Origin of the sequence: Serratia sp. Z4 (assembly GCF_009900725.1) — a bacterium.
In the GTDB taxonomy this organism is placed as follows: domain Bacteria; phylum Pseudomonadota; class Gammaproteobacteria; order Enterobacterales; family Enterobacteriaceae; genus Serratia; species Serratia nematodiphila.
This window is the reverse complement of sequence record NZ_JAAABD010000006.1, coordinates 48,187-61,179: the sequence shown is the minus strand read 5'-3', so window position 1 is coordinate 61,179 and position 12,993 is coordinate 48,187. Positions and strand designations below refer to the sequence as shown.

Sequence of the window (12,993 nt, the reverse complement as noted above, 5' to 3'; positions counted from 1 at the left end):
AAGGACTATGACGGGACACCAGGCGCTGCGTTGCGCCCTCTTCGGCGCACTGCTCAGCTTCAGCGCGGGCAGCTTTGCCCAGCAGATCGTCACCACATCGGATTTGATTCAGCAGCCGGGGTATCAGGCCAGCTGGCAAAACATGGTCAAAGGCCAGGCGCGGATGCCGGGCTGGGCGCGCAAGGGCGTCGGCACCTCTACGCCGGCGCAAAACTTGAGCTGGAAGGGCAAAGAGTATCTGGTCGGCAACCTGTGCAAGCCGCACGACTGCGGCAACAACTTTTTGATCGTGGCGTTCAGCGCGGACAAATCCCAGGCCTGGGGCGTGCGGGTGGAAGTGGAAGATCGGCCGGAAGCCGTCGATCATCCGAAGAAATACGCCAAGTACCAGTGGCTCGGCAAGCCGGATGACGACATGAAAGCGCTGCTTAAGCAGCAGTTCGAGAACAATCCCGACTGGAAATGATCTGACCGGGGGCGCTGACGATGCCGCCCCCGGCGTTGATCAGCCGATGCCGGCCTGATGCAGATCGTGCAGGTTGAGCGCCCCCACCAGCACGCCGTCCATGTTGACCACCGGGGCCGCGCTGATGTGCTGTTCGTGCAGCGCTTCCAGCGCTTCGCCGGCGCGCCACTGCTCCGGCAGCCGATAGCCGGGGCGGGTGATCGCCGGGCTGAGCGGATCCTGCAGGCTGTTGCCCTTCACCAGCCAGCGGCGCAGGTCGCCGTCGGTAAACACGCCCACTACCCGCTGCTGCGCGTCGCACACCGCCACCAACCCGAGCCCGGTGCGGCTCAGTTCCAGCATCGCTTCCATCACGTTGGCGCTTTCGCTCACGCGCGGCAGGCGATCGCCGGTGCGCATCAGGTGATGCACGCGGTTCAACAGGCGCGCCCCCAGGCTGCCGCCCGGGTGCGAGCGGGCGAAGTCTTCCGCATTGAAACCGCGCTGGCGCATCAGCGCCATCGCCAGGGCGTCGCCCATCATCAGGGTGTTGACCGCGCTGGAGGTCGGCGCCAGCCCCATCGGGCAGGCTTCGCGCTCAACGCCGATATCCAGTACGCAGGCCGCAGCCTGCGCCAGCGGCGACTCTTTGCCACCGGTGATGGCGATCACCGGAATGCCGTTCTCCGCCAGCAGCGGCAGGATCAGATCCAGCTCTTTGGCGCGGCCGGAATAGGAGATGAACACCACCACGTCATCGGCGCCGATCATGCCGAGATCGCCGTGCAGCGCCTCCGCCGGATGCACGAAGAACGACGGCGTGCCGGTGCTGGCCAGCGACGCGGCGATCTTCTTGCCGATATGGCCGGACTTGCCGATGCCGGAAATCACCGCTTTGCCGCGGCAGTTCAGCAGCAGCTCGCAGGCGCAGACGAAGTTGTCATCCAGGCGCGCCAGCAGGCGCTGCGCTTCGGTCAGCTCGATCTCCAGCGTTTCGCGGGCAAAGGCGAGCAGGGCGTTGGCGTTACTCATCGGGGTCTCCTACCAGAAGGATATTGATGCCTTTCGCCTGCAGGGCGGCGAGATAATCGGGGTTGATGTCTCGGTCGGTGATCAGCGTGTCGACGGCGCTGAGCTCGCACACCACGTTCGGGCTCTTGCGGCCGAATTTCGAGGAGTCTACCAACAGAATAATGCGGCCGGCGGCTTCGCACATCGCCTTGCTGACGTTGTGCACTTCGTTGAAGGTGGTGACGCCGGCGTTGAGATCGACGCCGTCCGCGCCGATAAACAGCTTGTCGAAGCTGAATTGCTGAAACGCCGATTCCGCCAGGCTGCCGTGGAACGAGGCCGATTTTTTGCGGTAGGTGCCGCCGGGCATCAGGATGGTCTGATCGTTGTCCAGCTCCACCAGCGCGTTGACGATGGTCAGGCTGTTGGTCATCACCGTGATGTTGTTGAACTGTGCCAGGTGCGGCACCATCTGCAGCACCGTGCTGCCGGCGTCGAAGATCAGCGAGTCGCCGTCGGCGATCAGCGCCACGGCGGCGCTGGCGATCTGGCGTTTTTTCTCGGTGTTGATATGGGTTTTGCGGTCGATCGGCTGATCGCCGTCGTCGCGGCTGAGCACCACGCCGCCGTAGGTGCGGATCACCTCGCCTTCTTCTTCCAGCAGGGTGAGATCCTTGCGGATGGTGGTGCCGGTAGTGGAGAAATGCTCGGCCAGGGCGTCCACTGCCGTTTTGCCATGCCGCTGCAGATATTCAAGGATAGCGGACTGCCGCTGCTTTGGTTTCATCGCGATTCCCGTTCACAAGAGTTGGGCATTTCCCCTCGCTGAATAATTCACTATGAAAGGTAATGTCTTTTAATGTGAAAATATCACGATTTGGGTTCAATCGCTAACGATAGTGCAGACTGGCATGCGCGATCCTCGGGGAAGATCACATCTGGGCGCAAATCCCGCTGATGCAAACCGTGCAAATGAGGCAGCGGGCGGGGCCGGGCGAAAACGGTCAGGCCGCGCAGCAACAGGCTGCCGCACACCCGCCGATCGGCGTCGAAGGCCAGCGCCAGCACCACCCGCGGGCGGAAACGGCCGCCGGAACGGCCGACGCCGACGGCGCCCAGCCGGCATAAACCGTCGAAGGCGCGGTTGAAGCGCTGCAGTTGCCACCAGCCGAAGGCGATTTGCAGCAGCCAGGGCAGCAGCGCGAAGGCGATCAAAGCTTGTGTCATGGGGTTCTCCTTACGCCCCCTTCCGCGGAAGGGGGCGCCGGTGGCGTCAGAACATCACCTGGCCGCCGGTGATGTTGATCGATTGGCCGGTGCAGTAAGAGGCCTTGTCGCTGGCGTAGAACAGCAGGGTGTTCAGCACATCCTGGTAGTCGCAGCCGCGCTTCAGCGGCACCTTGTCGATGTAGTACTGCTCCACCTGATCCGGCGCGATGCCCAGTTTTTGCGCGTACTGCGGCAGCAGCGACTGGAACATCGGCGACTTCAGCAGGTTGCCGAGCATCAGCGAATGCACGGTGATGCCGTACTCCGCCAGATCGAGCGCCAGCGACTGCGTCAGCCCCACGCCGCCGAACTTGGCGGCGCTGTAGCCGGAGTTGTGCTTGCTGCCGACCTTGCCGGACTTGGAGTTGATCTGGATGATGCGCCCGGCGATGCCGTCGCGGATCATCAGGCGCGAGAACTCGCGGGCGCAGAGGAAATAGCCCACAAGGTTCACCTGCAGCGAGCGGTCGAAGTCGCCCAGCGGGAAATCGGTGATCGGTGCCGCCTTGGCGATGCCGGCGCTGTACACCAGCAGGTTGGCCTGGCCGAACGCCCGGTCAACCGCCGCCGCCAGCGCGATCACGCTCTGCTCGTCGGTGGCGTCGGCCTGAAAACCGCAGGCGCTGCCTGTGCCGTACTCTTCGTTGATCTGCTGTGCCACCAGACTGGCGTTGTCGGCGTTCAGATCGGCCACCGCCACCCGATAACCGGCCTGCGCCAGCCCGTGGCTCAAAAAGGCGCCTAACGTTTGGCCGCCGCCAATCACTACAGCTACTTCAGACATGGTCTACTCCTTATGCGATAAATGACAGCGTGCTGCCCAACGGGATATCGGTCGGCGTCGGGCCGGATACGTGGATCGAGCCGGGAAATTCGGCTTCGGCTTCGCCGTCGAAGCGCACGGTGATATGGCCCAGCTCGCGCAGATTCTGCGTGGCGACGCTGCCGACGGCGGTGATGGCGTAGCGCCGCTGCGCCAGTTCCATCACGCCGCCCACCTGCAGCTCGCCGGCGGTTGCGCCGTGGCGGTGGATGAAGCAGAACTCTTCGATATCCGCCGGGGCGCCTTCACGGAAGGTGATCAGCATGTTGTCCAGCAACGCGTCGCGGGCGCAGCCGCCGATCTGCGTGATGGTGGTGTGAAAAATGGTGTGCATAAACGTCTCCCTGGGGATCACATTATTGATAAATGAAGGCCGAGGCGGCCCAGGCGATCAGGACCGTCGGCGCGCCGGTCAGGAAGCGGCCAACCAGCACTGAAGGCACGCCGACCCGCACGGTGTCCTGTTTGGCTTCCGCCAGCGACAGGCCGACCGGAATAAAGTCGCAGGCGGCCTGCGCGTTGATGGCGAACAGCGCGGGCAGCGCCAGCTGCGGCGGAATATGGCCAAGGCCGATCTGCACCCCGACCAGCACGCCGATCACCTGGGCGATGACCGCGCCGGGGCCGAGGAACGGCGACAGCAGCGGGAATGAGCAGATCAGCGCCAGCGTCACCAGGCCGATCGGGCTGTTGGCCAGCGGCGTCAGGCCATGAGCGATAAAGTCCCCGAGGCCGGAGGCCATGATGATGCCGATCAAGGCCGAGACGAATGCCATAAACGGCAGAATGGTCTTCAGCACGGTGTCGATAGTGTCGCGCCCGGCCTGGAAGAACACCGCCACCACCGATCCCATGCCCATGCCGACCTTCGCCAGCAGCCCGTCGCTTTGCTCGGTGATCTTCTTGCTGGTGTCGTAGTCGCGCGCCTTGGGCGGCGCGGCAACGGCGGCGGCGGGTTGGCTATCTGCCGCTTCGATTCGGTTGATGTTGTGGTCGCGCACGCCGGAGACATAGATGTCTTCGAGGATAAACTGCGCCAGCGGGCCGGACTGACCGGTGGCATGGATATTGACCGTCGGAATGCGGCGTTTCGGGTACAGGCCGCAGCGCAGGGTGCCGCCGCAGTCGATCACCGCCACGCCGATCTCTTCCGCCGGCGGCTCGCCCTCTTTGAAACCGTCGACGGCGGGCCAGCCGGTCAATTCGCTGAGGCGATCGACGATGGAAGGCCGGGTGCCGGCGGTGATGTACACCACTTTTTTGCCGGGTTCGATCGGCAGTTCCAAAGGGCCGCCCCAGCCGCTGGCGCCTTTTTCAATACGGATATAAGCACTCATGCTGCACTCCACGAATTAAAGTTGCACCTGGCGATCCAGACGGATGCCCATCTTGCGTTCGAACAGGCTGGTGGTCAGATCGGTGACCCAGCCGCGGAAGAAGTTGGTGAACAGCCCCACCAGGAAATAGCTCACTGCCAGCGGGCCGAGCGGCAGGCCGAGGGTGGTCAGGCCGCTGGCAATGCCGAGGTAAACGAACAGCTCGCCGGGGTTGATATGTGGAAACAGGCCGTTCATCGAGTGGCAGCTGTAGGAGGCCGCCGCGTAGTAGCTCGGCTTGTATTTCTCCGGCATGAAGCGCCCCAGGCTGAGGGTCATCGGGTTGCAGAAGACAAAGGTGCCGATCAGCGGCAGCAGCAGATAACGCGAAACGGGGTTGCCCGCGCAGCGCTGCGCCAATCGTTCGATACGTTCCTGGCCAACAAATTTGATCAGCGCGTTCATGATAACCAACAGGCTGATCAACAAAGGCAAAATGCCGGTCACCATGCCGACAAACACTTCACCGCCTTTCTGAAACAGGCCGATAAACCACTCGGCGCCGTGGGTGATTAGCTCAATCATTATGTTCTCCTGTAATGGACTGTTATGGCCTGGAGCGAACGGCGGCTCTGTCGCCATGGGCCTTACAGTAGTCACTTTGTTGGGCTATTTGTTTTAAATAGATCACAATTTGAAAGATAAATATTTTATTTTGAAAGTTTAAAGTGAAAGAAAGAGAAGATTGGCGGTGTCGGGTTAAGGGGAGCGGGCACAAAAAAGCCCGGCGAACCGGGCTTTGGGACAGGCGGTCCGTCACATCAGGCGATGGTGACCTTCTTGTCCAGATAGGCATCTTGCACGGCGTTGATCAGCGCCACGCCGTCTTTCATCGATTTCTTGAAGGCTTTACGCCCCAGGATCAGGCCCATGCCGCCGGCGCGTTTGTTGATCACCGCGGTGCGCACCGATTCCTGCAGATCGTTCTCACCGGCGGCGCCGCCGGAGTTGATCAGCCCGGCGCGGCCCATGTAGCAGTTGGCCAGCTGGTAGCGCACCAGATCGATCGGGTGATCGGTGGTCAGCTTGGTGTAGACGCGGTCGTCGGTATAGCCGAATTTCACCGCGCGGTAGCCGCCGTTGTTTTCCGCCATTTTCTGTTTGACGATGTCGGCGCCGATGGTGGCGGCGATGTGGTTGGCCTGGCCGGTCAGATCGGCGCTGGAGTGGTAGTCCACGCCGTCTTTGTTGAACGCCGGGTTGCGCAGATAGGCCCACAGCACGGTGACCATGCCCAGTTCATGCGCGCGCTCAAAGGCGATAGAGATCTCTTCGATCTGGCGGCGCGACTGCTCTGAACCAAAGTAAATGGTGGCGCCGACCGCCACTGCCCCCATGTTGAACGCCTGCTCGACGCTGGCGTACAGGGTCTGGTCGTACTGGGTCGGATAGCTCAGCGTTTCGTTGTGGTTGAGTTTGACCAGGAACGGAATTTTATGCGCATAGCGGCGCGATACCGACGCCAGCACGCCGTAGGTGGAGGCGACGCAGTTACAGCCGGCTTCAATCGCCAGCTCGACGATGTTCTTCGGATCGAAATACAGCGGGTTGGCGGCGAACGAGGCGGCGGCGGAGTGCTCGATGCCTTGGTCGACCGGCAGGATAGACAGATAACCGGTGCCGCCCAGGCGGCCGTGGTTGAACAGGGTTTGCATCGAACGCAGCACGCTGTTGGGGCGGTTGTTATCGATCATTACGCGGTCGACGAAGTCGGCGCCCGGCAGGTAGAGATTCTCGGCGGGGATAGTGGTACAGCGGTGTTGCAGCAGATCTTCCGCTTCCTTTCCTAGCAACTGCACAATATCAGTCATGATTCACTCCCGATTAAGCTTCTTCATACACCGGCAATGCAAGGGTTTTTGACCACCGGCGCAGTAAAAAGCGGTGATTGAAGCTGTAAAGCGATGCTACCGAACTTGCTCCGGCAAGGACAAACAATAGATGCGATTGAGAGGAAATGCCATTTGCGTGGCCAAATACGCGGGGGCGATCGCCCCCGGCGCGCTAAGCGATTGATTATTCGATCTCGAACCACGCGGTATTCTGTTGAGCGATCGGGGTGATGGAGTAGATCATCTCCTGCAGATGATCGTGGATGGCGCGCTCCGCCGCCTCGGCATCGCGCGCTTTCAGCGCTTCGTAGATGCGGTAGTGCTGCTTGATCAGGCTCTCCGGCGGCGAGACTTCGCTCAGGCTGAGGAAACGCACCCGATCCATGGTGGCCTTGATGGTTTCGATGGTCTCCCACGCCAGCGGGCAGTCGGCAAACTGGGTCAGCAGCTGGTGGAACTCGTCGTCCAGCGCCAAAAATTCGCGCGTTTGCCCGTTCTGCGCCGCCAGCTCTTGACGGTGCAGGTTATGCTCCAGCGTCATCAGCTGCGCCGGAGTGGCGCGCTCGGCCGCGCGGCGCACGATGGCGCATTCCACCGCCTGACGGATAAAGCGCCCGTCGGCCACGCGCTTGGCGGAAATCTTCATCACGAAGGTGCCGCGCTGCGGCAGGATCTGCACCAGGCCGGCCTCCGCCAGCTTGATGAAGGCTTCGCGCACCGGCTGGCGCGAAACGTTGAAGCGGGTGGAGATCTCTTTCTCGGACAGCAGGGTGCCGGGGGGGATGGTGCAATCGACGATATCTTTGCGCAGGAAGCGATAGATCTGCTGGTTGACCGGGACGTTGTTGGTGAGACTGTACGTTTCAGACATGGCGACAATCAGGCATCTGGCTGGAGTTCGAATGCCACCATACTAGCAGATTATTGGTTGAGGGCGGGGGGATAAATCCACCCGCCAGGCAGGGGAACTCAGTGATGCCAATCCTGATATTCCTGTTTGCGCCGCTCTGGCGCGGTTTCCGGCATCAGGCTCAGGCCGAGGGCCGACACCACGCCCAGCACCATCATGTAACCGGCCAGCCCGTAGTAATGGCCGCCGGTCACCTGCAGGATCTTCACCGCCAGCAGCCCGAGAATGCCGCTGCCGATCAGCGAGCCGATCTGCCAGATCAGCGCGATGCCGCTGCAGCGCACGCGGGTGGGGAACAGCTCCGGGAAGTAGGAGGCCTGCGGCGCGTAGCACATGCTGTGGCCGAAGGTCAGCACCACGATCATGGCGATCTGCGTCACCCAGAAATTATCGAGGTTGATCGCCATAAAGAACGGCACGATGCACACCACCTGCAGCAGCGCGCCGGCGATGTAAACCGGTTTGCGCCCCAGCCGATCGGAGAGGCGGCCCATCAGCGGAATGGCGAAAATCTCCAGCAGCACCGCCACGATCATCGCCTCCAGCAAAATGCTTTCGTTGAGGTGGTTGGCCTTGCCGTAGGCCAGCACGATCACGGTGAACATGGCGAAGGCGCAGGCTTCGATCAGCTTGGCGCACACCCCTTTGGCGATAAGGCCGGGATAGCGGCGGGCCACTTCCACCACCGGCCGGCTCTCCACCGCTTTGGTGGCGCGGATTTGGGTAAACACCGGCGACTCGTCGATCTTCAGGCGAATAAACAGCCCGACCAGCACCAGCAGCAGGCTGAGCAGGAACGGAATGCGCCAGCCCCAGTCCAGCATCTGCGCCGGCGACAGCACGGCGGTCAGCAGCGCGAACAGCCCGGACGGCAGCAGGAAACCGGCCGGCGCGCCGATCTGCACCCAGCTGGCGTAGAAACCGCGCCGCGGCGGCGGCGCGTATTCGGCGGTCATCAGCACTGCGCCGGCCTGTTCGCCGCCGACGCCGAAGCCCTGCAGCACGCGGATAAAGATCAGCGCGATCGGCGCCCAGATGCCGATCTGCTCATAGGTAGGCAGCAGGCCGATGCAAAAGGTGCCGAGGCCGACGATCAGGATGGTGATCACCAGCGCCTTCTTGCGGCCGACTTTGTCGCCGATATGGCCGAACACGATGCCGCCCAGCGGGCGCGCCAGGAAACCGACCGCGTAGGTGGCGAAGGCCGCCAGCGTGCTGATCAGCGGATCGGCGCTGGGGAAAAACAGCTGGCCGAAGAACAGCACCGCGGCGGTGCCGTAGGCGAAGAAATCATAGTATTCGGCGGCGGTGCCGATGGCCGACGCGCTGGCGACGCGCCGCAGCAGCGGTTGATTGCCGGTATTGACGGCGTTATGCGTGGTGACGGTCATCGGAAACCTCCCGGTCGGTAAGCGGCAGAGCGGCGACGGCGGCTTTGGCCCCCAGGCTCAGCAGTTGGTGATAAGCGTGGCTGACGGCGTGGACGAAGTCAGGCGAATCGGGCAGATCGCGGCCGAAGACGCTGTCGAGTTGCAGCAGCGCCAGGACGCGGGGCCGGCCTTCCTCGCTGCCGGCGACCAACGCGGCGAGGCGCTCGCGCAGCGGATCGCTGATGGCGATCGGCTCGCCTTGTTCATCGCGGCCGCCGACGTAGCGCATCCAGCCGGCGACGCCCAGCGCCAGGCAGTCGAAGCGGCTGCCGCGCGCCAGATGCCAGCGGATCGCGTCCAGCAGCCGTTGCGGCAGCTTCTGCGTGCCGTCCATGGCGATCTGCGCGGTGCGGTGTTTCAACGCGCGGTTGCGGTAACGCTGCAGCAGCGAGTCGGCATACTGCGCCAAATCGACGTTCGGCACCTGCAGGGTCGGCGCCTGTTCCGCCAGCATCAGGTGACGGGCGGCGCGGACAAAATCCGCATCCTGCATGCAGTCTCCGATGTGCTGATAACCGGCCAGGTAGCCGAGGTAGGCGAGAAACGAATGGCTGCCGTTCAGCATGCGCAGCTTCATCTCCTCGTACGGCAGCACGTCGCTCACCAGTTCGGCGCCGACCTTGTCCCAGGCCGGGCGCCCCTGGGGAAATCGATCTTCAATGACCCACTGGCTGAACGGCTCGCAGGCTACGCCGACCTCATCTTCGACGCCGCCCAGCCAGGTGCGCAACTGCCGGCGGGCCTCCGGCGTTACCGCCGGCACGATGCGATCCACCATGGTGGAAGGGAAGGCGACCTCTTGACGCACCCAGTCGGCCAGCGCCGGATCCTGCCGCTGCGCCAGTTCGACCAGCACCTGGCGCGTGACCCGGCCGTTGGCCGGCATGTTATCGCAGGACATCACGGCGAACGGCGGCAGCCCGCGTTCACGGCGCAGGCGCAGCGCCGCCAGCAGCAGCCCCGGCGCCGACTGCGGCTGTGCCGGGTGGGCGATATCATGCGCGATCGCCGGGTGTTCCGCCATCACTCGGCCGCTGGCGGGGTGGTGGCAATAGCCCTTTTCGCTGATGCTCAGCGAGACGATGGCGATCTCGGGCTGCGTCAGGGCCGCCAGCACCGCCGCCAACCCGTCGGTTTGCAGGTGCAGCGCCTGGCGCACCACGCCGATGACCCGGCCCCGCCAACCGTCGTCGTCCATCTCCGCCACCGAGAACAGCAGGTCCTGTTGCCGTAGATCGGCGATCTTTTGCCGGCCGTGCTGCATGCTGATTTCGCAGTAGCCCCAGTCACTGCCGTGCTCGCTGGCCAGCCTGTCGGCGTACATCGCCTGGTGCGCGCGGTGAAACGCGCCGAAGCCGATATGCGCCATGCGCGGTTTCACGCGCTCACGTGCGTAGCCGGGCCGGATAACGGCGGCCGGCAGCGCGCTGTGGTCGGAAAGTCTCATGTTCAATGTCCCTGGAGAGGTAAGCAAAGGGGCGAAGCCGCCCCGTCTGGCGTTAGGGTTTTAAGATTTGCACGCCCGCCGTTGCGCGCGGCGCCTTGATCACTAGCAGCACCAGCAGCGCGCCCAGCGCAGCGACGCCGCCTGCCAGCATAAAGGCGCTGTCGAATTTGCCGGTGTTCTGCACGATGTAGCCGGTGGCGATCGGCCCGATGATGCCGGAGACGCTGCCGATCAAATGAATGAACCCGCTGGCGCCGCCGACCCGGGATTTATGCACCACGTCCTGGATGATCGCCCAGTAGAGAGCGCCGGTAATGTAGAGGAAGAAGATCGACACCGACATCAGCATCACCGCCGGCACCACGCTGCTGACGGTGCCCGCCAACGCCACGCACACCGCCGCCGCCAGCAGGCTGGTGACCAGCACGATCTTGCGCGACAGCAGCAATTTGCCGGTGATGTTGAAGATCTTGTCGGAAATATAGCCGCCGAGCGCCAGCCCGACGAAGCCGACGATCCACGGGATCATCGTGGTCAGGCTCATCTCTTTGATGTTCAGGTTGTGTGCCTGCACCAGATACGAGGGGAACCAGCTCAGGAAGAAGAACAGGATGTAGTTGTAGCAGAAGAAGGCGAAGGCGGTGACCAGAATGATCGGCTGCTTCAGGTAGTAGCCCAGCCCGTGCGGGGAGTCGCTCAAGGCGCTTTCCTCGCCGAGATTTTCCTGTTTCAACCGTGCGATCAGCGCCCGTTCTTCGTTGCTGACGCGTTGGCTTTTCGCCGGGTTATCCGCCACCACGAAGAACCACACCAGCATCCAGACGATGCCGATGGCGCAGATAATCATAAACGCCGGCCGCCAGCCGAACGCCAGCGCCAGATAGCCGACGATCGGCCCGGCCACCGCGCCGCCCAACGGCGAACCGGCGCTGAGCAGGCCCACGGCGGTCGCCGCCTGTTTCTTCGGGAACCAGCCGTTGATCATCTTGTTGGCCGAGGCGCAGATCGGCCCTTCGGCCATGCCGAACAGGACGCGCAGGATCAGCATTGAGTAAAAACCGGTGGCGATCGCCGTCATGCCGCAGAAGATGGACCACAGGCCGACCGCCACGCCCAGCACCAGCGTCGGGCCGAAGCGGTCGACCGCCAGCCCGCCGACGAAGTTGAAAATGGCGTAGCCGAAGAAGAAGCTGCCGAAGATCAGACCGAACTGTTCGGCGTTCAGCATCAGATCCTGTTCGATCATCGGCACGGTGATCGACAGCGCCACGCGGTCGAGGTAGTTGATCATGTAGACCATGAACAGCAGGAACACGATGGTCCAACGCAGGTTTTTAAACATAAAGCGCTCCACTGGGTGTCGTTTTAATCGTGATGCTTCGTTGTTTGCATGAGCGGCGGGCGCCGCCCATGCCCCGATGCCGCCTTGGCGTTACTCAAACTGCAGCAGCACCTTGCAGCAGGTGCGCTGATCCCGCTCGAACATCTGCATCGCCCGTTCGACGTCGTCGGCGGGCACGCAGTGAGTGAGCAGCCGCTGCGGGTCTAGCTTGCCGTCCGCCATCCAGGCGATCACCTGCGGAAAGCGCGCGCTGTTCAGGCGCGAGGAGAAGATCGACAGCTCCTTGCTGGTGATGCTCTGCTGGGTCAGGGTGCAGGCGTCGCCGGAAAAGCCCATGATGCCGATGCGTGCCGCCGGCGAAGCCAGCGCGATCGCCTCCGGTAAAATGGCGGGGTGGCAGGCGGCATCGACGATCAGCGTCGGCTGAACGCCGCGCTGCTGCAGCACCTGCGGCAATGCGGCCTCGGCGTTGTTGAATGTTTGGTCGGCGCCGTTGGCGCGCGCCATCTCCAGCCGCTCGGCGATGCGATCGACGACCCACACCTGCCTGACGCCGTACACCCCTTTCAGCGTCTGGATCACCGTGAGCCCCATCGGCCCGGCGCCGTAGATCAGCGCGATGTCGTCGGGGCGCGGTTGCAGATGGGCGGTAATGTTGGCGGCGATGCTGAAGGGCTCGATCATCGCGGCGTGGCGATCGCTGATGGCCGGCGGAACCGGATAGGCGTTGCGCGCCGGCACGCAGGCATAGTCGCTGAAGCCGCCGTCGCGGTGCACGCCGATCACCTGCAGCGAGGTGCAGACGTTGGGGCGGCCGACCGAACAGGGATAGCAGTGGCCGCAGCTCACCACCGGGTCTACCGAGACGCGTTCGCCGAGGCGCGCCGGATCGACGCCTTCGCCCAGCGCATCGATCAGGCCGAAGAACTCGTGGCCGATCACACGCGGATAGCGGGCGAACGGGTTATGGCCGTGATAGATATGGACGTCGGAGCCGCAGATGCCGGCGAATTTCACCTTGACCCGCACCTCGCCGGCCGTCGGCTGCGGCAGCGCGCGCGTCTGTAGCGCCAGGCGCCCGGGCTGTTCGATCACGACGCTGCGCATG

Annotated in this window: 14 protein-coding genes; 1 reads left to right on the top strand and 13 read right to left on the bottom strand. The window is 63.3% G+C overall.

Annotated features, from left to right (window positions below; all coding sequences use genetic code 11):
• The first annotated feature begins 7 nt into the window (after nt 1-7).
• Nucleotides 8-466, top strand: a complete 459-nt coding sequence (locus tag GT753_RS19425; protein WP_033644072.1) for an inhibitor of vertebrate lysozyme family protein — start codon at nt 8-10, stop codon at nt 464-466.
• 39 nt (nt 467-505) lie between these two features.
• On the opposite strand, the gene gutQ is transcribed toward GT753_RS19425, so the two are convergent.
• The 13 genes from gutQ to GT753_RS19360 all read right to left on the bottom strand — a co-directional run bounded on the left by gutQ (nt 506) and on the right by GT753_RS19360 (nt 12,992).
• On the bottom strand, nt 506-1,477 hold the full coding sequence (gene gutQ, locus GT753_RS19420) for an arabinose-5-phosphate isomerase GutQ (RefSeq protein WP_049278613.1): 972 nt from the start codon (nt 1,475-1,477) through the stop codon (nt 506-508).
• The gene (locus GT753_RS19415; protein WP_160125858.1) at nt 1,470-2,243 is read right to left on the bottom strand and encodes a DNA-binding transcriptional repressor; all 774 of its coding nucleotides are present in this window, start codon (nt 2,241-2,243) and stop codon (nt 1,470-1,472) included. Before GT753_RS19415 ends, gutQ begins: the two co-directional genes overlap by 8 nt.
• 83 nt (nt 2,244-2,326) lie before the next feature.
• The gene (gutM, locus tag GT753_RS19410; RefSeq protein ID WP_160125857.1) at nt 2,327-2,683 is read right to left on the bottom strand and encodes a transcriptional regulator GutM; all 357 of its coding nucleotides are present in this window, start codon (nt 2,681-2,683) and stop codon (nt 2,327-2,329) included.
• A 46-nt stretch (nt 2,684-2,729) separates the two neighbouring features.
• Nucleotides 2,730-3,509: a sorbitol-6-phosphate dehydrogenase gene (gene srlD / locus GT753_RS19405; RefSeq protein ID WP_015378751.1), complete on the bottom strand. Its 780-nt coding sequence runs from the start codon at nt 3,507-3,509 to the stop codon at nt 2,730-2,732.
• 10 nt (nt 3,510-3,519) lie between these two features.
• Nucleotides 3,520-3,882 carry a PTS glucitol/sorbitol transporter subunit IIA gene (gene srlB, locus GT753_RS19400; RefSeq protein WP_021504438.1) on the bottom strand — a complete coding sequence of 121 codons (363 nt, stop codon included), beginning with the start codon at nt 3,880-3,882 and terminating at the stop codon, nt 3,520-3,522.
• 22 nt (nt 3,883-3,904) lie between these two features.
• Nucleotides 3,905-4,885: a PTS glucitol/sorbitol transporter subunit IIB gene (locus GT753_RS19395; RefSeq protein ID WP_015378750.1), complete on the bottom strand. Its 981-nt coding sequence runs from the start codon at nt 4,883-4,885 to the stop codon at nt 3,905-3,907.
• 15 nt (nt 4,886-4,900) lie between these two features.
• Complete coding sequence (locus GT753_RS19390; RefSeq protein ID WP_004941528.1) at nt 4,901-5,449, bottom strand: PTS glucitol/sorbitol transporter subunit IIC; 549 nt, start codon at nt 5,447-5,449, stop codon at nt 4,901-4,903.
• Nucleotides 5,450-5,685: 236 nt separating this feature from the next.
• The gene (gene fbaB / locus GT753_RS19385; RefSeq protein ID WP_015378749.1) at nt 5,686-6,735 is read right to left on the bottom strand and encodes a class I fructose-bisphosphate aldolase; all 1,050 of its coding nucleotides are present in this window, start codon (nt 6,733-6,735) and stop codon (nt 5,686-5,688) included.
• A 205-nt stretch (nt 6,736-6,940) separates the two neighbouring features.
• Nucleotides 6,941-7,627, bottom strand: a complete 687-nt coding sequence (locus GT753_RS19380) for a GntR family transcriptional regulator (RefSeq protein ID WP_021504437.1) — start codon at nt 7,625-7,627, stop codon at nt 6,941-6,943.
• A gap of 98 nt (nt 7,628-7,725) precedes the next feature.
• On the bottom strand, nt 7,726-9,057 hold the full coding sequence (locus tag GT753_RS19375; protein ID WP_048325252.1) for an MFS transporter: 1,332 nt from the start codon (nt 9,055-9,057) through the stop codon (nt 7,726-7,728).
• Complete coding sequence (locus GT753_RS19370) at nt 9,038-10,543, bottom strand: mannitol dehydrogenase family protein (protein WP_160125856.1); 1,506 nt, start codon at nt 10,541-10,543, stop codon at nt 9,038-9,040. The genes GT753_RS19375 and GT753_RS19370 overlap by 20 nt, the downstream gene beginning before the upstream one ends.
• Before the next feature lie 52 nt (nt 10,544-10,595).
• Nucleotides 10,596-11,885 carry an MFS transporter gene (locus GT753_RS19365; protein WP_160125855.1) on the bottom strand — a complete coding sequence of 430 codons (1,290 nt, stop codon included), beginning with the start codon at nt 11,883-11,885 and terminating at the stop codon, nt 10,596-10,598.
• 90 nt (nt 11,886-11,975) lie between these two features.
• Entirely contained in the window at nt 11,976-12,992 is a 1,017-nt protein-coding gene (locus tag GT753_RS19360; RefSeq protein ID WP_174242164.1) for a Zn-dependent oxidoreductase, read from the bottom strand.
• Nucleotide 12,993 lies beyond the last annotated feature (1 nt).